Genomic DNA, 21967 nt, shown 5'->3' with positions numbered 1-21967 from the left:
CGGTTCAGTCATTCGTTCATGGCTCATGGACTTAACAGAACGTGCATTTTCTAAAGATGCAAACTTAGAACAAATCAAAGGAACCATGCATTCTTCAGGAGAAGGAAAGTGGACAGTGGAAACGGCCTTGGATCTGCAGGCAGCCACTCCCGTGATCGCCATGTCTCTTTTGATGCGCTACCGTTCTTTAGATCATGACACCTTTACAGGGAAAGTGGTCGCTGCCCTTCGAAACGAGTTTGGTGGACATGCAGTTGAAAAAAGCAACTAGACTAATAGTGGTAGGTATGGATTTTGACAGACAAGCTGATTAAATATTAAAACAATCCGCAAGGTAAAAAAGGGAGTGAAATCATGAATGTAATGGATGCAAAAATCATTAGTACTCAATATGGTTTGGAGACCTATTTAGACGTTGTAAAAAGTGTGGATGTAAGAGATCTTCATTATCCTACAGAGACAGAACCCTTTTATGAAATCACAGTAGGGATAGAGTATTTTCTATTAAAGGAAGAAAGATATTATGACAGTAGAAAGAATTATTTTCGCATCCGTATGGATTCCGATTTTGGTTCCGTAACACTCGTAGAAACAAAAACGGAAAGCTTATTTGCTGTCAAAAATGAAGGCGAGAGAGACACAACAAAGGAACTAGTTGGAGAATGGCTTATAAAGACCCAGGCTTTCAAACAAGTTATAAATGAACTGATTCTTCAAAAGAAAATGGAAGACGTTCAAACAGAGGAGGATATTCAAGCAGTATTAGGAACCATAAGGTTCTTGGAGAAATTACTCGAAATCAAAACAGAAGACATTTTAAGTGCCAATGTTGAGAGAGACCTTGAGTATGTTCATTAGTAACTTTTAAGATGATGGGAAACACTTATGACGTATTCTATTTTAGAAAGATGAATAAGGGAACCTTAAAAATTATGGCATGGAAATGAATATTTTTACTTCTGTTTTGTCATTTCAAGGAGGTGAATGAGCATGAGTAAAAAAATCGCTACACTTATAACAAACCTATTTGAAGATGTGGAGTACACTGAACCAGCACAAGCCTTTAAAGAAGCTGGTCATGAAGTTATCACGATTGACAAACAATCAGGTAACGAAGTAACTGGTAAAAAAGGCACAACCGTAAAAATTGATAAATCCATTGATGAAGTTCATCCTGCAGACTTTGATGCGTTGTTTATCCCTGGTGGATTCTCTCCTGATTTATTGCGTGAAGACGATCGTTTTGGTGAATTTGCAAAAGCATTTATCCAAGACGAAAAACCCGTTTTTGCCATTTGTCATGGACCACAAGTGTTAATCGATACAGACCTTTTAAAAGGTGTCGACATCACTGGCTATAAATCCATTCGCAACGATTTGAAAAATGCTGGTGCAAATTATAAAGACGAAGAAGTTGTCATCAGCAAAAATATTGTAACAAGTCGAGAACCAAAAGATATTCCAGCATTCAATCGTGAATCACTAAAACTTTTAGCTAAATAACAATGGTGATGTAAAAACTTAAATATTTCTAACTTGCGGATTCTTTAATCAGAATCCGCAAGTTGGTTAAACAAACGTATGAATAAAGGAGGTATTGCGTTGTCATTAAAAGGAAAAAGAGTGGTTGTTTTAGGCGGTACATCTGGTATTGGTTTAGCCGCTGCTAAGGCGTTTCTCGATGAATCCGCTCAAGTCATTATTGCTAGCCGTTCTGCTTCAAAATTATCTGACGCAAAAGTGAAGCTTGGTGGTAACGTAGAGGGCTATGAAATCGACTTTCGTAGCGAGGAAAAGGTTGCTGACTTTTTCAAGAAGGTTGGAAAATTTGATCACCTAGTGGTTACTGCAGGTGAAGGCGCAATGGGTCACTTTAGCGAACTGCCTGTTGCAACCGTAAGAGAGGCTTTTGATAGTAAGTTCTGGGGGCAGTATATTTCGGTTCGTGCTGCTCTTCCATACTTGAATAATGAAAGTTCTATTACATTAACTTCTGGTGTATATGGTGTGCGTCCTCCTCAAGGTGCAACGACTCTAGCTTCCATTAATTCAGCAATCGATGGATTAGTACGAGGACTTTCAGTAGACCTGGCACCTATCAGAGTAAACGTGGTATCACCTGGTATCGTTGACACTCCTCTTTACGGCGGAATGCCAGAAAATCAAAGACAAGATATGTACCATGGGATTGCTAAGCAATTACCTGTCGGACGTGTTGCTCAACCTAAAGATATAGCTGAAACCTATGTTTACCTAGCGAAAAATGGGTTTACAACTGGCACATCGGTTCTTATCGATGGAGGAGCTCATCTGATCTAATCCATTGATATCAAAGTCGATTGATAAATTGATTTAGAATAGAAGTGGTGAGGATGACTCAAAGTGTCAGACACTTATAGGCATCCTCACTTTCTTTGTTTTTTTGCACAGACGGAAGCAGAAATGGCCATATCATGCAATAAAGAATGGCTTTGTTGGTTACGGAAATTCTAAATATATGCGTACTTTATACGAAGAGACATTAACATTCTACTTCTATGATACCCAAATACATAAAAGAAAGGGTCGAGCCTAATGGATGAAAAGAAAAGAGCGGAAATTAAAAATGCATTAGCCAAACACGTGGTAACCCTACCTGACGGCACTTCTTTACCTAGTTTAGGACAAGGAACATGGTACATGGGGGAAAATCCCCAAGTGAGAGACAAAGAAATAAAAGCCTTGCAGCTCGGCGTAGAATTGGGCATGACACTTATTGACACTGCTGAAATGTACGGAAATGGCGATTCTGAACGCTTAGTTGGCGAAGCCATTAAAGGACGCAGAAATGAAGTCTTTTTAGTCTCAAAAGTGTATCCCCATCATGCAGGTTTAGATATGATTTCAAAAGCATGTGAAAACAGCTTAAAACGACTCGGAACAGACCACTTGGACTTATATCTTCTCCACTGGAGAGGACGTGTTCCTTTAGAGGAAACAATTGAAGGAATGGAAAAACTACGTGAAGAAGGGAAAATTTTAAGATGGGGCGTCTCTAATTTTGACACGGTTGATATGGAAGAGCTATGGAACACTACGAATGGAAAAAATTGTGTGACGAACCAAGTGCTATACCATTTAGGTTCAAGAGGAATCGACTTCGATCTCTTACCATGGCAGCGTGAACATAACATGCCAATCATGGCCTACAGTCCCCTTGCTCAAGGAGGCTCTTTAAGAAGACAGCTTTTAAACGATCCAGCTATTCATGATATTGCTGACAAATACAATGTCCAACCATTACAAATCGCTCTTGCTTGGACCATCCGTTCGAATAACGTCATTGCTATTCCAAAAGCGGTTCAAGATGAACATGTTTTAGCAAATGCTGAAGCAGCAACAATTGAGTTTACTGAAGAAGATCTCAGTAGAATTGATCAAGTATTTCCTAAACCTACTAGAAAAATGCCATTGGATATTATTTGAAAATTTACTTTAAAAAAGGACTCTTGTTGGAGTTGCTGACAATCTAATAGGAATTTCAAAAAAACTGTGTAGAATTTATTCCATACAGTTTTTTTATCGGGGAAATTTAACATAGTCCGGGAGAATTCCCCTTCCTCAAGGAGCGTGAAGGGCACAGCCCAGTGAGTAGGGAGGGGATGAATGCCGGTTCGGGGCAGCCGAAAAGCTTTTGGTTGGCAGAACTTCTCGATCTTTGTCGAAAGAAAAAAGGAAAATACTTCTATTAGCATCTTGAATCGAATGTATGTTCGTTATATGATGGTGACAAGGGAGGTGACCTCATGTATCGAACGTTGAAAACGGGCCTTACAGCTCCTCAGCCAACGCTTCAACAGTTATTTCGCATACGTCGGATGTGCGGAACGATTTGGAATGACTGCGTGCAGCTGGCCCGGTATTACTACCGGATTCACGGTGGGTGGATCAACCAAAGCGATCTTCAATCTGAACTAAAAGGCTTGTATCCTCTTCACAGTCAGACGATCCAAGCCGTGTGCCACAAGTTTCTGCGTGCCCGAGACGGGGTTCGTAAAGCGAAGAAAACGAATCCGTCCATCCGGTATCCATACAAAGAGAAGTTCGTTTTTCATCCAAAATGGGTAGACAAATCCTTCGTACTGGAAGGACGCAAGCTGACCCTCAGCCTGGGCAGATGGAAGGGGAAACAGCAGACACCACTTGTGTTGACGCTGGCCTCCGTCCCAAACGGCGTGGTCAAAGAAGTAGAACTCGTCTATGACGGCCGGTGGCATGCCTGTTTGTCGTATGAAGACGGGGTCCAGCCCGTACCGGTGCAGGACGGTCGTACGGCGGCGATTGATCCCGGTGAGATTCATACGATTGCCGCAATCTGCACAAACGGACAAGCTCTCGTGATTTCCGGCCGAAAGATGCGCAGCATTCACCGATTGCGAAACAAAAAAGTGAGGGAACTGCAAATCCTCATGAGCCGGTGTCAAAAAGGTTCAAGGAAATGGCGTCAATACAATCGGGCCAAGAAGTACATTCTTGGGAGAAGCGAACGACAGCTCGGGGATATCTTGCACAAGACGACACGTGCCTTTGTGGCTTGGTGCGTGGAACAAAGAATCGGCCATGTCGCGCTTGGAGATGTGGAAGGCGTGCAGCGACACACAAGCAAACGAAATAAACAGAGGAAGCAAATCCGTTCCAAACGGTTGAATTAGAAACTCAGCAATTGGAGCTTTGGGAAGGTCACCGCTCAGTTAACGTATAAACTGGAAGCGGCCGGTATCTCGTTATCCAAAGAAAACGAAGTCTACATGACGCAAGCATGCCCTGCTTGCGGGAAACGGAACAAAGTCCGTTCACGAAACTACCGATGTTCTTGCGGATATGAACGGCATCGGGATATCCACGGTGCAGGGAACATCTTATCCCGGTATTTGCACGGGAAGTTTCTAGAAGTGATGGTGACCAGCATCACGTATCTACGTCCTGTACAGGTGTAGTAGATGGGTAGAACCGCCCCGGGGGAGATGGCTGTGAATTCGATTCTCTCTCTGTTGCTTACGGTGGCAGCAAGCAGTCGGGAGACCCCTTGCGTCAAGACCACTGCTTCTAAATGGAGCGCCAGGCCCCGAGAAAGACGAGGGTGTCGTGTACACCTATGGACATCGTCCAGTTTCTGATTTCGAGGGGATCGACAAGAAACCCCCACCTCAAGCGCGAAGCGATAGGTGGGGGAGGTTCATTATCCTTATCGAATTATTCTCGCATCAAAACCCTATTTAGTTAGTTTTTGTTTAATGTTAATCGTTAAAAAGAGAAAAGGGACATACACATATATAAAATAGAAGCCGACAGATGAGTATAAATCAGCTAATCGTTCTATCTGTTTATGGCTCTCTAATACATTAGAGAACAAAAAGAATAAAAAGAGGCAAATGAATAAGCTGATACGTTGTTTGATATTTACTAACTTTTTGAGTCCGCGGCAGACTGCCCATAGATGCTGGCTAATATGAGGCAATACGACAAAGAACCATAAGGAAACGACAATATATTCAACTCTTTCTATGAAAGGCATTTCCGCAATTTTAAGTAAAGTTAAGGTCGGCCAAATCGTATGTTTGAGATGCTCTTCATTAAAGAAAACAAAAGTAATGATCGTTATGAAAAGGTATAGAAAGATCGTAAACAAAACCCCAAAGTGGGCCCATTTTTTTGACTTTTCAGGATTCTTGATAAATGGGTAGAACATGAGTAGAGTCTCAAAGCCAAGAAACTGAAACACCATCGTTTTAGATGATCCTAATATTTCCTTAACCGAGTGATTAAAAAGAGGCAATAAATGATTGAAATGGGCAAACTCTAAGGAAAAGAATAAAAGGGGAAACAGAAAAACGAAAGGTATAACCGTTCCCCAGAAACACACCCCGGTAATCACACGAAATCCACTTGAAACAATGTAATAAAGAAGGAATAGAAAAATCAAGCTTATTTGCCATGTCTTCATTAAAGGAAACATCCCAACTTGAACAGCTTCAATATAAACACGGAAAACAATCAATGCCACCACAAGAAAGTAGATGATGATAAAAACATTTAATAATCCGCCTATCCATTTACCAAAGCAAAATTGATGGATATAAATGATATCATTATTAGCAATTGTAAGAATGCGATATATCATCCAAACTAAAACATGAATACTTATACCGGATAATAGGACGGAAATCCATGCATCGTAACCGGCACCCTCTATAATATCTCTTTGAAAACTCATGACCCCCACACCAATAATATTAGAGTAAATCAGGAAAAAAACGAAAAAAGGAGATACTAAAAATCGTTCATCGGTTAAAGTGTGCACCTTCTTCCTCTCCTCTTCAAAAATGAAACCCTTACTCTCCCACACCCATTTGTATAATATTCACCTTTGTATTTATTGTAGTTTTGAGATGGGGATACATATCCTGAAACCGGCCATAATCCCAATTTCTTGATTTTGCTCTAACCATGTCTCCAAACCCGATTGGATCTACTTGGTATTCTTGAAACAACGAGATTAATTGCTGGACTCCTTCATTAAAGTGTTCATTCATGATATTTTCCATTTTTAGGATGTTTTTATTGACGGTTACATTAAGCCAAGGTGGGACATCTTTTATCTGAGTATTCATGGTTAAATCGATGGATATGTTCGGAACTTGATCGGTTTGACTAATTGTATAATGAGCTTTTGCATTCAGATTTTTTAATGAAATAAAACCATCCTTTTTATTTTGAGTGATTTTGATTTGGTAACGTCCATTTTGGGCTCCGTCATTATGCTTTTTTGTATAGAAAATTTATTATTATAGAGGGTATTGAAAAAGGGATTCTTTAATTTTAGATGAAATGATTAATCATCGATATGATCTATTAAAAGAAGCCTAAGATAAAATTAAAAATTATATCCGTTCGCAAAAGTACACTTTTACGAACGGTTCTTTTTTGCCCAAAAACGACTATTTTTTGCGTTCGTTTAAGTCTAAAAATCATTTGCGAACGTCCGTGGTTTTCTAACCACTTTTACGAACGCTTTTGATAGAATAAGAGATAGAATGAGCAGGAAAGGGAGTAAAAAAAATGGACGTTCGGAAGTTTGGGTACATACGAGTTAGCAGCAAAGATCAATAACTAAAATGTTTGTTACATTAATCTAAAGGGGAATAATTCGTTCGGTATTTTGGCACCAGAGCCCTATTTCTCCGTTTATGCGAAAAAGGGCGATTTGCATCCAAATCAGCTTATCTTGTAAAATAATAGTAAGGAAAAGAAAGACAGGGAGAGGAAATCCATGTCCACTAAATTAGTAAATTTACGAATTGATTTTGCTTTTAAGCAGTTATTTGGAACGAAAGGGAATGAAGAGATTTTAACTGGCTTTCTAAATGCCATTTTAGAAGAATCTTTAGATGCACCCATTACATCTTTACAATTGGAAGATCCGCATCTTCATAAAGCTTAAGAAGATGACAAATTATCTATTCTAGATTTATTAGCAACACTAGATAACGGAACGCAAGTGAATATAGAGATTCAACTTCGTAATACGCATGATATGGTGAAGCGATCTTTATACTATTGGAGCAAACTCTATACGTCCCAAATGCAAGAAGGGATGCCATATCGTTCACTTCGAAAAACAATCACGATTAACTTATTGGATTTCATGTTATTTTCTAATGAAGAATCATTTCATACGATTGGGCAATTATGGAATACGAAAACGCAGCAAGTATTAAGTGACGACATTGAAATTCATTTTGTAGAGATTCCAAAGCTTGTGAAACAGTGGCGTGAAGAAAAAGTGAATCCGTGGGAAAATGCATTTGTTCGTTGGATGTTATTATTACCGGCACATGAAGACGAACATTTAACTCAAATATTGGAGGAGATTGCGATGAATCAAGATCCAATTTTGCAAAAAGCAATAAATAAATGGGAACATATGAGTCATGACTCTTCTTTCCGCCTTGCATATGAAGCACGTGAAAAACTTTTACTCGATGAACAAGCTAAGTTGGCTCATGCTCGTGAAGAAGGCTTAGAAGAAGGCGTTGAACAAGGAAAAATTCAATTAATTCGTGGCATGCATAAGAATGGTATGCCGTTAGAAGACATTGTAAAATTTACAGGTCTAAGTACAGAAGAAATACGAAAATTATTATCATAATACATGTAATTACAAAAGCTTTGCGAAAAATCCTGCAAAGCTTTTTATTATTGAATCCTCATTCTTTTTCCCTGAAAGGGTTGAATATATTTTGTATTTAGCAAAGGCTTATAATCCCTTATCAATTGTTTTTCGTTCAAGTATGCTTATAACAAAAACGAACGTTTAAGTTACGTTAGTTTCGTTAATTATGTTAGACTATCAATCTCGCATAATTTACGTAACAAAAATATGTAACAATATTATTTGTAACAATATTAAATTCAAACTGTTTTTGATACAATAATGTACAGAGGAGAGGATACATATGAAATTTGGTTACATGCGTGTTTCTACAATCGACCAGAATCTGGACCGACAAAGGAAACAATTAGAAGAATTTGGATGTGAACGTATCTTTTTTGAAAAGGTGACAGGGACAAAACGGGAACGGCCAGAATTGGGTTCTGGTGCAAAGATTGGATTTGTTTAAAAAAGGCATATAGATTCCTAACTGAATTTCTTTTTAAGCAGCGATTCCAAATAGTTTATGGATGATTTTCACTTGATTTTGGGCAGACTTGTCCTGTAAAACAAGTTGCCCTTTTTTAACCATATGCATCGCTTCTATTCCAGAAATCATGGCCTTTGCTGTTCGAAAGGATTTGAATCCTAACATCGTACGAACACGCTTCTTGATAAACCGATGATCTTGTTCGACGATGTTATTGAGATATTTCACTTGTCTTATTTGGATGCCTACTGGCATCTTCTTTTCTTTCTTCAACTCTTCCATTGCTAAAGGGTAAGCCGGATTCTTATCGACAGTTATCACGCGAGGGATTGAAATATGAAAAGACCGCAAAGCTCTCTTGAAGAAACGCTTTGCAGCCTTGTGATCTCTTGATTTACTTAAATAAAAATCAATGGTATTCCCTTTAGAATCAACTGCGCGATACAGATACATCCACTGTCCTTTGACTTTGATATACGTCTCATCTACTCGCCAAGAATCATTTGTCGGCTTAAGGTGACGTCTTACTCGTTCATCTAATTCTGGGCTATATTGATGTACCCAACGCATGACAGTCGTATGAGCAATAGATAAACCCCGTTCCTCCATCATTTCCACCAAGTCACGAAAACTTAAGTTGTACCGTAGGTACCATCTTATCGTTAATAAAATAATGTCAGGCTGATAATGCTTCCATTTAAATATATTTTCCTTTTCCATACCGATCACACACCTTTTGTAGAATAGTAGTATCAGTATGTCCAAGTTTAATAGATCACTTACAATCAGTTTAAGTTTTTTGCACCAGAACCATAAATACTCTATTCATTTTCAGTTTACATAACACTGATTCTCGGCAATCAAAAAAGCCTTAGATTTAATAGAATCTAAGGCTTTTCCAATGCAATATAATACCCTTGATGTTGCATTTTGGTTATAAGTTATCTAAATCTATAACTATTCGTAAAAATGTTCTTTTACGAATAATAATAAATGTAAGAAAAATACTAATACTAACCTTTTTTCATTTCCCCCTTCTACATAACAACGGCTTTAGCCAAAAGAGAGCAAACCTTGAACGGTTTGCTCTCTTTTTTACAATTGGCTTTTCTTTAACCTATTAATAAATTATCTATATTTAAATTATAAAAGTTTTTTTCTTATATTAAGGGAAGGTGACAATTTATTTAAAAATCGGTAAATCGACAGATTTTCAAGAATAGCTTATTTATGATGGTATCAATCCTTGTTCACAAAAACTCCTTTTCTAGCAGTGATATTTATCACTGCTAGAAAAGGAAAAGTGGAACAAAATAAGATGAGGAGGGAGCATGATGGAAAATTTCTTCTATTTAGGTACGTATCTCTCGGGTGCTCTTGCTGTTGCATGGCTAATTACCATTGCTTTTGACCTATTATCTAAATAAAGTACCAGGAGCAAGGGAATCAAACGTTTTTTTAGAATATGTTCAGGACCGACTAGATAGATTAGAAGCGGTTGATAGGAAGGAGAAAAGCAAATGTATGATGATACGAATCTTCTGGATGAAAAGGAGAGAAAATTAGCTCGATATTTAGAAGAGTATACAACAGAGGAAGTGTTGAAAGAAGCCCAGGAATACATTCCATCCCTTCGTTCTCATTCAGATATTCTCCGTAAGTTGAGCGAAAAGAAACTACCACAATCCGTCATAAACACTCTCATTTATTATGTTCTTGCCACGAATAACGAACAACCCGTGACTTATAAACTATTGACGTTAGCTGGTTTATGCAGAAAATTCAACATAAAGAATGCTCAGGCAGCTATTACATTTTTTAAACAGTATTATTCATATCATACTCAAATAAGACAAGAAGGCTAAAACAGATTTTTCCTTCAAAAGCAAGGTAAACCAGATCTGTTCGGTGATTTAAGGATGTGACTTTCCATGAAAAATCGTCATAAAAGGCAAAAAAAGAAAAGTGACTTTTTAAAGGATTACATGAAAAACAAGTTGAAAAATTGAAAGCCTAAACCTGGTAAAGCACCTACATCCAACTATAAAACTTAGGCATAACAGAAAAAAGAAAGGTGGACATACACAACATGTCCATCTTTCTTTTTGTTAAATGGTTGATATGATTCCTATTTCTTATAATGATTTAACATGCTCTTCTAATTCTTTTAACAATATGTGCATGCCTTTCTGACTCAGTGTTAGTTTCCCACCCGCAAGAGTGACATTATCCACTGCTATTTCTCCCGTTACAGCACAAGCACCGTATGGTTTATATTTCTGTAAAATAATCTTATCGCGTTCGACAAAAATCTCTACAGGATCTTTAATGTTAAGGTCTAATATTCTTCTAAGTTCAATAGGTACTACGATTCGTCCTAGTTCATCTACTTTCCTTACAATTCCGGTGGTTTTCATAACTCTCCCCTTCAATCATATAAAAGATGTTTCTTTACATTATACTGAAAAAATCTTTTCTGAAACTAAAGTCATCTATCGGTAAAAAAATTGTTACATGTTTGTCATGGTTCTGGTGCAAAAAATCTAGCAAACATGAAATCTCCAACTATAAATATTACTTATAAATCCAGTTTACATAATACTGATTAGAGGCAATCAAAAAGCCCTTGAATTTCATAGAATTCGAGGGTCTTTCCATACAGCTAGCCACTTATGTTACATGGGGAAACTCATATTCACAAATAAATATTTTATTAATTTGTATGTATAAGAGATTCATAACTTGGGAATCATAAGAATAAGAAGACTAAACAAAAGGGGGTAAAACATGTTAAGAGAAAATAAACCAAGATTGTCTGATTTTGTTTATGAAAATCGATTTGAACGAAATTCCTACCTTACTTGTTTCATCAATTTTATGACGGTATTCCATATCAGTCGGAAGATAAAATGATAAAACAATAGATTAACCGATAAAGGAAACGGAAAGGGTTAAAAATAATGAATAAGGAAAAAGTGTAAGCGATCTTGTTATTCTGATTAGAATGAACAAGATCGCTTATTATTGCTATAAGCCCTGTTATAAGAACAGATCCACTCGTAAAAGTGTATTTTTACGAACGATTCGTTTTGTTAAAAATCCCAGTCTACATGTCGTATGTCACGTGATAAAAGTAGATAAGAGTCTAGCGTGTTTTGTAGGGACCCCACCAACAATACAAGAAAAAACATGTCATTGGATATACCTGGTCTTCCTTTTTATTGCTCTTTTAAGATATCTAATACTTCCTGGGGATCCATTCGCTTCGTATAGTCTACGTTCGCGGAAACTTTTCGAATTGTGCCATCTTGATTAATAATCAATGTTGCCGGAACAGGTAAGCTCCATGGATCCTCTTTATCATTAAATTTCGCTAGATCAAGACCAAGATTTTTATTTAATTCAATTAAATAATCAGGCATCTTAAATAACAAATTATAGTCTTTAATGACCTTCTTATCGGGATCACTTAATACGTGATAAGTTAACTCATTTTTCTCTTGCACAGATAATGAATGATCTGGAGTCTGAGGACTAATGGCAATCAATTGAGCTCCAGCCTCCTGGATTTGATCAAGCACTCGTTGGTAAGCTCTTAATTCAAGATTGCAATAAGGGCACCATTCACCGCGATAAAATGTTAAGACAACTGGTCCCTTTTTTAACTCTTCATAAAGTTGGACGTCATTACCTAGTGCATCTTGCAAAACAAAATCAGGGGCTTTCTCTCCTTCTTTTAACCCTGTTGCAACTCCTGATTCCAACAGCTCAGCAGTTGCTTGATTCATTTTATCGATCACTTCTTGCGGAGCTTTTTGCAAAAATCCTTCTTTTTGCTGTTTCAACTCTTCCATTAATTGATTCATCAATAATCCTCCCTTAAAAAATTATGATTCAAATATATTTGGATTAATAATATAGAGCTAATCATCTTCTCATATAAAAAAACATCTGCTAAAAAAGCAGAGTTTTTCCTGGTCGATGAAATGATGCAAGTCTCCCATAGTATGGAGTTGTCTGATGGACACGATTTTCAGCCGCCTTCATTATTTACACATCTTTTGACGTGTTTAGAAAAGCCTCAATTTTATCCCGGTCAAACACATGAAAAACTTGTCCATCCAACACGATAAAAGGCGTTGCAATGCCCCCCTCGCTTAGCATTCGGTCAAACATCAGTTGATCGTAAGTAACATTGATGACTTCATATGGAAAATCTTTTTCTTTGAAATAGTGCAATACCTGTTCACATGACTCGCAATGGTCACTGACATACAGGGTTATTTTCATGAGAAAAACCACCTGTCTATTGTTTTGTTCTCTACTGAACACTTTCAGTTTACAGGATCAAAGCAACCATGACTGTAATATAGTTCACATTCACAGCGAATAAAAAAACCCTGAAGAAGTGCTCAGGGTTGCCTTTCCTTAGTCAAAAAGTTGTTCTTTTGCCAACTCACGATGAATAGAAATGCTTTTGCGCCCCGTTCGAATCAATCCTTCCTTTACTAGTTCATTGATAGTTGAGGTTACCGATTCACGAGTAGCACCTATCATGTTACCGATTTCTTGATGAGTCAGAGGAAGATCTATTCGATGAAAGTTATCCTTCAGCACGCCAAATTCTTCGGAAAGATTCAGTAATAGAAAGAGAAGTTTTTCTTTGACGGTACCTAAAGCCATCTTCTCCAGCATGCTGTTCTTTTCTTGCAATTGATCGCTCAAGATCCTCATCACCCGTTTCATGATATGTGGGCGGGTCGATATGAATTTCTCAAACTGTTCACGACCAATGGAGCAGAGCAGTGTATCTTCCATCGTTTCAATATAAACGCCATGGGTACCTAAAGAGAAAGAATCGATCTCACCAAACGTACTCCCTTTTCCTAAAATACCGACCGTAAACTGTTTCCCCTCCGAATTGACAATATACAGACGCAAAGCTCCTTCCTTCACAAAATAAAGTCCATCCCGAACCATTTCAGGCGATTGGATAATCGTATTTCTTCGTATTTTGGCATGGTGCGTCCCTTTATTAATCTCTTCCATATCTTCTGGAGAGACCTTGTCAAACAATTTAATTTGAGACAAATACCACAGTTTATTAATCATGAGCCAACCTCCGGATGATATGTTTATTCTTACTTTATCATGGAGAGGATATGCATGACTAACTTAATGATTGGTCATCATAATGTATGCTAGTTCACATTTATTAAAGGAACTGGATTACAGAATTGCTATTTAAACCAGACTATAATGAAGCCATCAACACAAAGGAGAGATGAAGATGAAAAAAGTAGCTATATTTGTACACGCAAGTGAAAAGGAACTAGGAAGAGCCGTCCATGGATTGTTGTATTCAGAAGAAATCCACGCTACCGGCGGAAAAGTGAGATTAATATTCGATGGTGAAGGGACGCAATGGATTGGTCGTTTTGAAGACACAAACCATCCAATGAACCCGTTATACAAAAAAGTGAAGGCTTTTGGTATCATTGAGGCCTGTGAATATTGTGCTGGAGCTTTTGGGGCAACGGAAGATGTTCAAAAAGCCAGCATTTCTACAGCAAATGACTACGAAGGTCACCCAAGTATAGCAAAACTAATCTCCGAAGATTATGAAATTATTACGTTGTAATGTAAGAGAATTCGTATAAAGCACGCATCACGTGAACGGAACCAATTAAAAAAACAGAGTACAAGAATGGTTTCCTATATATAAACGAATGTCAGTCGGTATAATGATTGTTTGAGAAGATGAGTATAAATAAGCCCCCTTGGCGTTGGCCAAGGGGGTTTAACTTGTCCGTTTTTATACAACATCGTTGATAAATCCGTTTTCATTATCTAAAGAAGCCTGACAGTTGCATAAAAAAGGACAGGCCCATCAAGGTGAAGTCTGCTCAAAATCAAAAACAAATTATATATCGCTTGTTTAGACTAGCTTCATAAAGAATCCATTTAGAGGAAACAGGGAATCTATGTTTCTAGTGAGTAGTTTTTGCACTAGAACCAAGGGATTTATGTTTTTTAGTCTCTGCTTTTATTTTCGCACCGAAACCAGAAATGGGATATAAATAAAAATATGCCGATTGAAAGGAAAAGAACGTGAAGACCAAGAAATGGTTATAGGGGGATTATTTAAAAAGGGGGAGGGTTTTTTCTTGGAACAAACCATTATTCAACATATGGAGACAGTGCGCGGAATAACTGAGCAAACGATAAAAAAAATTCCAGAAGAGATTTCGGATATCATTCCAAAAGGTTTTAACAACAATATTCGCTGGAACTTCGGTCACATTGCATTCGTACAGGAAAAGCTCGTCTTTGGACTTTTAGGTGAAGAGATGGGCATTCCGAAAGATTACGAGCAGTTTTTCGCCGCCGGAACGAAACCGGCAGAATGGGAAGGAACGCCGCCATCATTTACAGAGATTGCCGTGATCTTGACGGAACAAAAAACGAGAATAAAAAACTTTCTTCAAGGACGTTTGAATGAAAAACTGCCAACTCCATTTACAAACCGAGGAGGCATTACGTTTTACACAGTTGGTGAAACATTTTTATTTAGCTTTTACCATGAAGCATTACATATTGAAACGATTAAGCGATTGTATCGATCTATTTCTTCTAAATAACCCGACAATCTACATATTTACAGCAGAAATATCAAGAAATAAACGAAAAAAGTGAAACAGAGTAAATCGTTCACTCTGTTTCACTCCATACAACAATAACATTCAGTGTTGTCATTTTGAAGACACAAGCTATCCAATGAACCTGTTATACAAAAAGCCAAGGCTTTAGATGTGATCGAGGCTTGTGAATATTGCACTGAGGCTTTCGGAGTAAAAGAAGACATTCAAAATGCAAGTATTGACTCAGCGAATGACTACGAAGGTCATGCAAGTATAGCAAATCTAATCGCAGAAGATTATCAAATTATTACGCTGTAATGGAAGAGAATCGGGGAAACTAACTCTAAGCTTATTAAAGAAAGGAAGAAGAATTATGGCAAACAACTTATATCAAAAGGAAAACTTACGTCATCTTGCTAAGCTGGGAGAATTAGCTCCTGAACAACAACAAGCTTTTCAAAAATTTAGCAGTACCGTGATGGAAGAAGGTGTGCTTACAAAGAAAGAGAAAGAAATCATTGCGGTCGCTGTGGCACACGCTACTGAATGTCCTTATTGTATTGATGTGCATACCTGTAATGCAAAAGCAGCAGGTGCTTCCCTTGAAGAGTTGGTAGAAGCAGCTTTTGTAACAGCTGCTCTTGAGGCTGGAGGGGCAATTACTCATAGTACTCATATGCAAAATGCTTTGGATCAAGAAGCAGATGACACCCTTTATCGCCGTTCCAACCTTAAAAAATTAGCCAATTTGAAACAATGGGCCCCTGATGGTTTTAGCGCATTTAACAATTTTAGCACAGCAGCGACCAAAGAAGGAAAATTGAGTGCAAAGCTAAAAGAGTTAATAGCTGTTGCTGTAGCCCATACTACGGAATGTCCATACTGCATTGACGTTCATACAAAATCTGCTCAAAGAGCAGGAACAACAAAAGAAGAGATTTCGGAGGCTATTCTAGTAGCAGCTGCTCTACGAGCAGGTGGTGCTTATACTCATATCGCGAATATGATTCAAAGCTATGGAGAATAAGTCCCCCTTTTGAATGTATACTCTATACAAAATTAGTTAACATAACACTAATTAGTGGCAATCAAACAGCGTTACATTTCGTAGAATTCAATGGCTGTTACATATCCAAAATCCACTCATACTTTAGTTTTAAATAAATGTATCTATGAGAAACTATTATGGGAATGGAGAAGGATAGTTAAAACTGCTGACAAAGTTATAATAAAGGTAAACCGGCTCTATTCGGTAACGTAAGGGTGGTGACTTTTTCGTGAAAAACCGTGATAAAAGGCGAAAAAAGAAACGTGACTTTTTAAAGGATTACTTGAAAAACAAGTTGGGAAATTGGAAACCAAAACTTGGAAAAGGACCTGCGTCTAACCATAAAGCGTCATCACAACAGAATAGGGACCTTGATTAAAGAGTAGTTAGTTTAGCCAACTGCTCTTTTTTCTGTTTTACTTGAAGCAGCTAACAAAAATATAAATTATTTTAATTTTTTAAAAATTTCCATTTGAGTCTGATATATTTTTCATATATGGAACTTTTTTCATAAATGAAAAGGGGTGGGACGGATGAATACTAGGTTTACGAAGTTAAATGAACAGTTTGGAGTATTAGAGTTCCCTGTAAGAGTAGAGGAAATGGAAAAATTTTGCAAGAGTTTCCGAAAACCGAGCGTACATACTATGAGGTTGCATTTAAAGCTCTAAAGAAAGTGATAAAAAAAGATGAAAAGATTTATTCGTTTAATATAGCAGATCCTAAGCTAACGAAAACAGGTTTTATTGTTGTGGCTGAACATAATCTCATTTGTATTACTATGAAAGGCGGATTGTTCGGTGGAGCAGACACAGAAATTGTGGGGTATAAAGACATTAAAGATGTAGACTTTGATGTCTTTACGGGTCCATCCGTAATGAATAACGGCATCTTGTATCTACAAATGAAAGGAATGCTTGGAGGCAAAAAACGAAAAATCCGTAACATTCCAGAGTACAATATACATTCTGTCTTTAGAGCAGTTTGAGACAGAATTAGTGAACATACCGTGAAAGCATAACGAAAATCAATCCTCTTCTATAAGGGGATTTTTTCCTATAAAAATGGACGTATCCCTAAATGCAAAAGGCCATCACTTCCACTGAGCAGCAGCCTTTTTTAATGAGAAAATTATTTTTTTATTTTATTAGATATACAGGATCGGTTAATTAATTTGTCCGTTTTCTGAAAAAGGTAAACGCCTAGATGAAAAATAGCCATTCCTCTATAAGCCTATATAGGCTTTCCCTGATCATTTTTCGTACGCAACAGGGATTAGATTCATTTTTACCCTTTCAGCCACAATATAGCGTGTGTAACCATCTGTGAGAATCTTTGTATCTCGATTAACTGTAATGGGCTCATCTAAATTGCCTGTTCGTTTTAAATAGTTTACAACTTTCTGTATTTTTTCAGGATTAGGTCTTGAATTTAAAAAATTTTCCGTTACAATAATCTGTTCAAGTGAAATAAAATCTTCAGTTCCTACTGGTCCTTTTGGGTTCATTTCTGTTTTTACCTCTTCTTCAGTTTAATTATATACTTCATTCAATTTTTTAGTTCATATTATAATGAACCTTACAGGAAGCTAAAATAGTCCGAGCTTTTGTTCTATAACATGGTTGCGTTTGATTAGAATATTTATAAGGTATGGCTGAAGCAGATAGCAAAGATAAATAAACATTAATTTGTAATGATCTTGTTTTTAGTTAAAGAAACAGATAGGACTTTTTAAAATCTAAATTGAAAGTTTCATGATCACTTTATAGACATACCTACAATTAAAGATTAGATCGTTATATAAGCTAAGCCTTGGATATAAATCAGTTTCGATGGGAGTTAGGCGGTAACTTTTCTAAAAGACGTTCTCCATCACTCATTTTATGACCGCATAAAGGGCAATTTTGATGATTCTCATAAGAGAAATCTTTTCTCATCCAACCAATACAATCTTCTGATTCACATTCCCAAACCTCTGTTTGTTCTTTAGGTAATAGTTCTTCATTTTTTTTACGATAAAACATGACAACATCACTACTCCTTCCATCTATTATACCTTAACAAGCAAAAGATCATTAATAATCTACCTTTTCTGTTAATTGCTATTGGCTTTGTGAATCTGTTATAATGAAGGTAATTATTTTTGTTCGGTATAGGATGGATAGTAGAACTGTCTTAAAAAGAAGGTTTCGTCTTGAAATATTATGTTTGGGCAAGGGTAGTAATACAATTGTGGAATATTCCACAACAGGAGGAAACATTATGGCACAAGGTACAGTAAAATGGTTTAATGCAGACAAAGGTTTCGGGTTTATCGAAAGCGAAGGCGGAGAAGATGTATTCGTACATTTCAGTGCTATTCAAGGCGAAGGCTTCAAATCATTAGACGAAGGTCAAAAAGTTACTTTTGATATTGAACAAGGTCAACGTGGAGCACAAGCTGCTAACGTTCGCAAAGCATAATTCAAAGTAATGATTATAGCTACCATAGTTGGTCTTACAGCAATCAAAAAAGCCTTGTATTCTATGAGAGATACAAGGTGAGTATGTTGCATTCAAATTCAGATAGGTACTTTCTGTTTGATTTTATTCAACTAACACCATCTTTAGTTCAACAAGAGAAAGATCTTAAATCATTCATTGTACATTTTACTTCAACTTCTTTCTTTTTTGAGGATTTCTTCTTCGAAGTGCCAATAAGCAAAATGAAATAAACAACTAACCCATGAGTTCTGACATTCACACAGATTCTATTTGAACATTACTGCTCCTATAGCTTAATAAATCAAGAAGAGGAGCAAATTACATGCACTCCACAATTGATTCCCTATTGTTTACAAATAGGGGAATGTTTTTCAAATAATTCTTATATTGGTCGTTTCAACGCAAATCTATCTCTTTTTTCTAGGACCTAAAATTAATTTGATCGCTGTTCTTTTTTCATCATTGATTAAAATATCTACAAATGCAGGAACAAAAACGAGATCAACACCGCTAGGGGCTACGAATCCTCTTGCAATCGCAACGGCTTTAATCGCTTGATTTAAAGCACCAGCTCCAATCGCTTGAATTTCTATATTACCTCTTTCTCTGAATACACTTGCAATTGCACCTGCAACTGACTTTGGATTTGATTTTGATGATACTTTTAATACATTATCCATATAAATTGTTCCCCCTGTTATTTAATCGCTTTATTTGATCACTGAAAGGAATATAACTAACGTATCTTTAACTAATATTCATATTCAAATCAAACAGAACTTTATATGGTATTCAGTTAATACTATTTCTATAATCGGACTACTTTCTTTATAAAGTCCAAGCACCCTTATAAATAATTACTTGTTGTAACTGAATTTAATTATTTCTTCTTTTCCTTGCTATCTTACTTTCAATTCAATAACTGTGTCTTCTTTTCCTCCCCACTGTAAGCTTGTCTTAGGATCCTTTTTATTAATGATCTTTTATCTTTCCCAAGCGCAAAGGTGCTCTTAATAAACACAGATTCTTGAATTGGTGAGTTAAAACAGTTGCTTTCATCCTTATCAACTGGAAAACTTAGGAAGATAAGGGGCTTCATAGAAAAGAATGCGTAGGTGACTGACATGATTGAAATAAAGACTTCCACACTCAGCAATGGGGAGTTCAATAGAGGGGTATTCGCGACACGTGATATAGTAAAAGGGGAACTTATACACGAGGCGCCGGTCATTCCTTACCCTAATAAGGAGCATGTTTTTATAGAAAAAACAATACTTGCTGATTATGTGTTTGAGTATGGTAAAAACCACACTGCGATTGTTTTAGCATATGGTATGCTGTTTAACCATTCGTATAAGCCTAATGCCACTTATGATATTAACTTTGCGAACTACACGTTTGACTTCTATGCTTACACAGATATAAAAGCAGGAGAAGAAATAATAATCAACTATAAAGGCGATGTTGATGACAAAGATCCATTATGGTTTAATAAGGACGAAATTAATAATGGCAAAGATGAAACCCATTGTAGATAAAGGGGATGACCCAATGAATAAAGATAAACTTTTAAAAAATTTTCAGAATGCCAGTCGAGGTAATTTTTTTTCAATAGAAGTTCCTAAGGCTACTAAAGAAGACGAAAATAAGATTGAAGAATTGGTTACGGAATTAGAAAGGGAAGGAAAAATCAAATTAAGAGAGTGTGTACAACGAGAATACTCCGTTTATTTACATGGAATCATTAAATATGCATCCGAATAATCGGGTGCTTTTTTTATTGGGGTGAAACATATGAAGATAATATGAAGATATCCAACTTGTTCAACGAACATGGCGTGGTTAATTTAGAATTAATTATGTAGTTGCAAAAATGTAATATAAAGCATAAATGACCATTTTGTTATTAAGGCCTCAATTTTAAAAATCCTTAAAAATAAAGGGTAAGCATATATTAGTAGTCATAGTTGATCATGAAGTGGCTACCGTTGTAAACCAATTTTCACATAAAAATAATTAGATTTCAGAAAATGGAGGGAATGGAATGGACTTTGTCCCATATGTATTTGAACAAACAAGAACAGGGGAGCGAGCTTATGATATCTATTCACGGTTCTTACAGGATCGTATTATCTGGCTAAATGGAGAAATTAATAACCGAACTGCATGTAGTATCATAGCACAATTATTGTTCCTGCAAGCTGAGGACGACAAAAAGGATATTATTATTTACATTAATTCACCAGGAGGATCGATCACAGATGGAATGGGAATTTATGATACCATGCAACAAGTTCGTCCTGATGTAAGTACATTGTGCATTGGGATAGCTGCATCAATGGGTGCTTTTTTACTTGCTGGTGGTAAACAAGGAAAACGGTTTTCCCTTCCCAATAGTGAAATTATGATTCATCAACCATTAGGTGGGGCTAAGGGGCAAGCAACTGATATTGATATTAGTGCTAAAAGAATACTAAGAAAGAGAAATCAACTAAATAAGCTATTGGCCCACCATACAGGAAAAACGGTAAAAGAAATTGAAAGGGATACAGATCGTGATTATTTTCTGGATGCCGATTCTGCAAAAGAATATGGTTTAATCGACCGAATTCTAACAAAGCAGATTTAAGCGAAGGAGGGCACTATTATGAATAAACAAGAAAATCATTATTCTGTTGAGATTAAAGATAAATTAGCAGGAGTGATATACTTACCGTCAACTCAATGCTAACAGTGCAGATGGACAAAACGAAAGGTAAAAGGAGAATTCTTAGAAGAAATTATTCAAGCAGTCTCTCTAATTGATACAAAAGGAGAAAACTTAGATTTGCAAGGATAAACTTATGATAAAAAATATAGTTATGACAGAGCAGATTAATTTAATTATGAAGTTAAAAACGTTCGTAAAGATGAAGTAAATTATTTTGTGTAAGCAAATTTTTCTACTAGATAAAAAGAAAGAGGCAGGGTATTCTCAGATTTGCGCCTAAACAAAACTGAAAGGAGATACCCCACCTCATGAGTAACAGTATACTCAACTCAGACTTCGCAAATCAACTGGAAAATATGATAAAAGATTTTGTTCAAGAAAAGCTTGAATTCATCATGAAAGA

At 36.7% G+C, this 21967-nt stretch carries 23 protein-coding genes and 5 pseudogenes; 18 read left to right on the top strand and 10 right to left on the bottom strand.

Translation table 11 applies throughout. The annotated features are described in order from the left end of the window. The 7 genes and pseudogenes from ACFOU2_RS02630 to ACFOU2_RS02600 form a co-directional block, all read left to right on the top strand. Nucleotides 1-271 (top strand): annotated as a pseudogene (locus ACFOU2_RS02630) (phosphogluconate dehydrogenase (NAD(+)-dependent, decarboxylating)); the annotation flags it as partial. A gap of 83 nt (nt 272-354) precedes the next feature. Beyond that, on the top strand, nt 355-858 hold the full coding sequence (locus ACFOU2_RS02625; RefSeq protein ID WP_377911955.1) for a hypothetical protein: 504 nt from the start codon (nt 355-357) through the stop codon (nt 856-858). A 132-nt stretch (nt 859-990) separates the two neighbouring features. Continuing rightward, a complete protein-coding gene (locus tag ACFOU2_RS02620) occupies nt 991-1503 on the top strand; it encodes a type 1 glutamine amidotransferase domain-containing protein (RefSeq protein WP_377911953.1) in 513 nt (170 codons plus the stop codon). A gap of 99 nt (nt 1504-1602) precedes the next feature. Beyond that, entirely contained in the window at nt 1603-2319 is a 717-nt protein-coding gene (locus ACFOU2_RS02615; protein ID WP_377911951.1) for an SDR family oxidoreductase, read from the top strand. A 255-nt stretch (nt 2320-2574) separates the two neighbouring features. After that, the gene (locus tag ACFOU2_RS02610) at nt 2575-3465 is read left to right on the top strand and encodes an aldo/keto reductase (RefSeq protein WP_377911949.1); all 891 of its coding nucleotides are present in this window, start codon (nt 2575-2577) and stop codon (nt 3463-3465) included. 320 nt (nt 3466-3785) lie between these two features. Continuing rightward, nucleotides 3786-4691, top strand: coding sequence for an RNA-guided endonuclease InsQ/TnpB family protein (locus ACFOU2_RS02605; RefSeq protein ID WP_377911947.1), 906 nt, complete (start codon nt 3786-3788; stop codon nt 4689-4691). Between the two features lie 30 nt (nt 4692-4721). Continuing rightward, nucleotides 4722-4976: pseudogene (locus ACFOU2_RS02600) on the top strand (zinc ribbon domain-containing protein); the annotation flags it as partial. A gap of 275 nt (nt 4977-5251) precedes the next feature. Here the strand turns inward: ACFOU2_RS02600 and ACFOU2_RS02595 are convergent. Further along, nucleotides 5252-6340 (bottom strand): GerAB/ArcD/ProY family transporter, encoded by a 1089-nt coding sequence (locus ACFOU2_RS02595; protein WP_377911945.1) that lies wholly within the window; start codon nt 6338-6340, stop codon nt 5252-5254. Between the two features lie 31 nt (nt 6341-6371). After that, on the bottom strand, nt 6372-6818 hold the full coding sequence (locus ACFOU2_RS02590; protein ID WP_377911957.1) for a Ger(x)C family spore germination C-terminal domain-containing protein: 447 nt from the start codon (nt 6816-6818) through the stop codon (nt 6372-6374). A gap of 491 nt (nt 6819-7309) precedes the next feature. On the opposite strand from ACFOU2_RS02590, the pseudogene ACFOU2_RS02585 reads away from it, so the two are divergent. Together ACFOU2_RS02585 and ACFOU2_RS02580 are read left to right on the top strand one after the other, a co-directional pair. After that, a pseudogene (locus ACFOU2_RS02585) lies at nt 7310-8188 on the top strand (Rpn family recombination-promoting nuclease/putative transposase). Between the two features lie 307 nt (nt 8189-8495). After that, nucleotides 8496-8630 (top strand): annotated as a pseudogene (locus ACFOU2_RS02580) (recombinase family protein); the annotation flags it as partial. Nucleotides 8631-8693: 63 nt separating this feature from the next. Here ACFOU2_RS02580 and ACFOU2_RS02575 read toward each other — a convergent pair. After that, on the bottom strand, nt 8694-9401 hold the full coding sequence (locus ACFOU2_RS02575; protein WP_377911943.1) for an IS6 family transposase: 708 nt from the start codon (nt 9399-9401) through the stop codon (nt 8694-8696). 800 nt (nt 9402-10201) lie between these two features. On the opposite strand from ACFOU2_RS02575, the gene ACFOU2_RS02570 reads away from it, so the two are divergent. Continuing rightward, the gene (locus ACFOU2_RS02570) at nt 10202-10546 is read left to right on the top strand and encodes a hypothetical protein (protein WP_377911941.1); all 345 of its coding nucleotides are present in this window, start codon (nt 10202-10204) and stop codon (nt 10544-10546) included. 270 nt (nt 10547-10816) lie between these two features. On the opposite strand, the gene ACFOU2_RS02565 is transcribed toward ACFOU2_RS02570, so the two are convergent. The 4 genes from ACFOU2_RS02565 to ACFOU2_RS02550 all read right to left on the bottom strand — a co-directional run bounded on the left by ACFOU2_RS02565 (nt 10817) and on the right by ACFOU2_RS02550 (nt 13793). Next, a complete protein-coding gene (locus ACFOU2_RS02565; RefSeq protein ID WP_377911939.1) occupies nt 10817-11098 on the bottom strand; it encodes an AbrB/MazE/SpoVT family DNA-binding domain-containing protein in 282 nt (93 codons plus the stop codon). Nucleotides 11099-11899: 801 nt separating this feature from the next. Next, entirely contained in the window at nt 11900-12547 is a 648-nt protein-coding gene (locus ACFOU2_RS02560) for a peroxiredoxin-like family protein (RefSeq protein ID WP_377911937.1), read from the bottom strand. A 184-nt stretch (nt 12548-12731) separates the two neighbouring features. After that, the gene (locus tag ACFOU2_RS02555) at nt 12732-12971 is read right to left on the bottom strand and encodes a glutaredoxin family protein (protein ID WP_377911935.1); all 240 of its coding nucleotides are present in this window, start codon (nt 12969-12971) and stop codon (nt 12732-12734) included. Between the two features lie 138 nt (nt 12972-13109). Next, on the bottom strand, nt 13110-13793 hold the full coding sequence (locus ACFOU2_RS02550; RefSeq protein WP_377911933.1) for a Crp/Fnr family transcriptional regulator: 684 nt from the start codon (nt 13791-13793) through the stop codon (nt 13110-13112). Between the two features lie 178 nt (nt 13794-13971). On the opposite strand from ACFOU2_RS02550, the gene ACFOU2_RS02545 reads away from it, so the two are divergent. The 4 genes and pseudogenes from ACFOU2_RS02545 (at nt 13972) to ACFOU2_RS02530 (ending at nt 17358) form a co-directional block, all read left to right on the top strand. Continuing rightward, nucleotides 13972-14322, top strand: coding sequence for a DsrE family protein (locus ACFOU2_RS02545; protein ID WP_377911931.1), 351 nt, complete (start codon nt 13972-13974; stop codon nt 14320-14322). Nucleotides 14323-14848: 526 nt separating this feature from the next. After that, nucleotides 14849-15322 (top strand): DinB family protein, encoded by a 474-nt coding sequence (locus tag ACFOU2_RS02540; RefSeq protein ID WP_377911929.1) that lies wholly within the window; start codon nt 14849-14851, stop codon nt 15320-15322. 373 nt (nt 15323-15695) lie between these two features. After that, a complete protein-coding gene (locus ACFOU2_RS02535; RefSeq protein ID WP_377911927.1) occupies nt 15696-16349 on the top strand; it encodes a carboxymuconolactone decarboxylase family protein in 654 nt (217 codons plus the stop codon). A gap of 554 nt (nt 16350-16903) precedes the next feature. Next, a pseudogene (locus tag ACFOU2_RS02530) lies at nt 16904-17358 on the top strand (PH domain-containing protein). 264 nt (nt 17359-17622) lie between these two features. Here the strand turns inward: ACFOU2_RS02530 and ACFOU2_RS02525 are convergent. Further along, nucleotides 17623-17877 (bottom strand): hypothetical protein, encoded by a 255-nt coding sequence (locus ACFOU2_RS02525; RefSeq protein ID WP_377911925.1) that lies wholly within the window; start codon nt 17875-17877, stop codon nt 17623-17625. A 316-nt stretch (nt 17878-18193) separates the two neighbouring features. Next, on the bottom strand, nt 18194-18394 hold the full coding sequence (locus ACFOU2_RS02520; protein WP_377911923.1) for a cold-shock protein: 201 nt from the start codon (nt 18392-18394) through the stop codon (nt 18194-18196). 238 nt (nt 18395-18632) lie between these two features. On the opposite strand from ACFOU2_RS02520, the gene ACFOU2_RS02515 reads away from it, so the two are divergent. Then, nucleotides 18633-18833, top strand: a complete 201-nt coding sequence (locus tag ACFOU2_RS02515) for a cold-shock protein (protein ID WP_028397784.1) — start codon at nt 18633-18635, stop codon at nt 18831-18833. Nucleotides 18834-19261: 428 nt separating this feature from the next. Here the strand turns inward: ACFOU2_RS02515 and ACFOU2_RS02510 are convergent, their stop codons facing one another. Next, nucleotides 19262-19534 (bottom strand): stage V sporulation protein S, encoded by a 273-nt coding sequence (locus tag ACFOU2_RS02510; RefSeq protein WP_377911920.1) that lies wholly within the window; start codon nt 19532-19534, stop codon nt 19262-19264. A gap of 444 nt (nt 19535-19978) precedes the next feature. Between ACFOU2_RS02510 and ACFOU2_RS02505 the strand changes: the two genes are divergently transcribed. The 3 genes from ACFOU2_RS02505 (at nt 19979) to clpP (ending at nt 21483) form a co-directional block, all read left to right on the top strand. Beyond that, entirely contained in the window at nt 19979-20392 is a 414-nt protein-coding gene (locus ACFOU2_RS02505; RefSeq protein WP_377911918.1) for an SET domain-containing protein, read from the top strand. Next, the gene (locus tag ACFOU2_RS02500) at nt 20364-20618 is read left to right on the top strand and encodes a hypothetical protein (RefSeq protein WP_377911959.1); all 255 of its coding nucleotides are present in this window, start codon (nt 20364-20366) and stop codon (nt 20616-20618) included. Before ACFOU2_RS02505 ends, ACFOU2_RS02500 begins: the two co-directional genes overlap by 29 nt. Nucleotides 20619-20898: 280 nt before the next feature. Next, complete coding sequence (gene clpP, locus ACFOU2_RS02495) at nt 20899-21483, top strand: ATP-dependent Clp endopeptidase proteolytic subunit ClpP (RefSeq protein ID WP_377911916.1); 585 nt, start codon at nt 20899-20901, stop codon at nt 21481-21483. Nucleotides 21484-21967 lie beyond the last annotated feature (484 nt).

This window comes from Bacillus songklensis, from assembly GCF_042649685.1.
Taxonomy (GTDB): domain Bacteria; phylum Bacillota; class Bacilli; order Bacillales; family Bacillaceae_H; genus Bacillus_BA; species Bacillus_BA songklensis.
The sequence above is the reverse complement of the archived record's forward strand: the minus strand, read 5'-3'. Positions and strand labels throughout refer to the sequence as shown.

Bases quoted from the DNA above. Each gene is read 5' to 3' on its own strand.
- ACFOU2_RS02625 (WP_377911955.1), top strand. From the start codon at position 355: ATGAATGTAATGGATGCAAAAATCATTAGTACTCAATATGGTTTGGAG.
- ACFOU2_RS02620 (WP_377911953.1), top strand. From the start codon at position 991: ATGAGTAAAAAAATCGCTACACTTATAACAAACCTATTTGAAGATGTG.
- ACFOU2_RS02610 (WP_377911949.1), top strand. From the start codon at position 2,575: ATGGATGAAAAGAAAAGAGCGGAAATTAAAAATGCATTAGCCAAACAC.
- ACFOU2_RS02605 (WP_377911947.1), top strand. From the start codon at position 3,786: ATGTATCGAACGTTGAAAACGGGCCTTACAGCTCCTCAGCCAACGCTT.
- ACFOU2_RS02575 (WP_377911943.1), bottom strand. From the start codon at position 9,401: ATGGAAAAGGAAAATATATTTAAATGGAAGCATTATCAGCCTGACATT.
- ACFOU2_RS02570 (WP_377911941.1), top strand. From the start codon at position 10,202: ATGTATGATGATACGAATCTTCTGGATGAAAAGGAGAGAAAATTAGCT.
- ACFOU2_RS02565 (WP_377911939.1), bottom strand. From the start codon at position 11,098: ATGAAAACCACCGGAATTGTAAGGAAAGTAGATGAACTAGGACGAATC.
- ACFOU2_RS02560 (WP_377911937.1), bottom strand. From the start codon at position 12,547: ATGAATCAATTAATGGAAGAGTTGAAACAGCAAAAAGAAGGATTTTTG.
- ACFOU2_RS02555 (WP_377911935.1), bottom strand. From the start codon at position 12,971: ATGAAAATAACCCTGTATGTCAGTGACCATTGCGAGTCATGTGAACAG.
- ACFOU2_RS02550 (WP_377911933.1), bottom strand. From the start codon at position 13,793: ATGATTAATAAACTGTGGTATTTGTCTCAAATTAAATTGTTTGACAAG.
- ACFOU2_RS02545 (WP_377911931.1), top strand. From the start codon at position 13,972: ATGAAAAAAGTAGCTATATTTGTACACGCAAGTGAAAAGGAACTAGGA.
- ACFOU2_RS02535 (WP_377911927.1), top strand. From the start codon at position 15,696: ATGGCAAACAACTTATATCAAAAGGAAAACTTACGTCATCTTGCTAAG.
- ACFOU2_RS02525 (WP_377911925.1), bottom strand. From the start codon at position 17,877: ATGAACCCAAAAGGACCAGTAGGAACTGAAGATTTTATTTCACTTGAA.
- ACFOU2_RS02520 (WP_377911923.1), bottom strand. From the start codon at position 18,394: ATGTTTTATCGTAAAAAAAATGAAGAACTATTACCTAAAGAACAAACA.
- ACFOU2_RS02515 (WP_028397784.1), top strand. From the start codon at position 18,633: ATGGCACAAGGTACAGTAAAATGGTTTAATGCAGACAAAGGTTTCGGG.
- ACFOU2_RS02510 (WP_377911920.1), bottom strand. From the start codon at position 19,534: ATGGATAATGTATTAAAAGTATCATCAAAATCAAATCCAAAGTCAGTT.
- ACFOU2_RS02505 (WP_377911918.1), top strand. From the start codon at position 19,979: ATGATTGAAATAAAGACTTCCACACTCAGCAATGGGGAGTTCAATAGA.
- ACFOU2_RS02500 (WP_377911959.1), top strand. From the start codon at position 20,364: ATGGCAAAGATGAAACCCATTGTAGATAAAGGGGATGACCCAATGAAT.
- clpP (WP_377911916.1), top strand. From the start codon at position 20,899: ATGGACTTTGTCCCATATGTATTTGAACAAACAAGAACAGGGGAGCGA.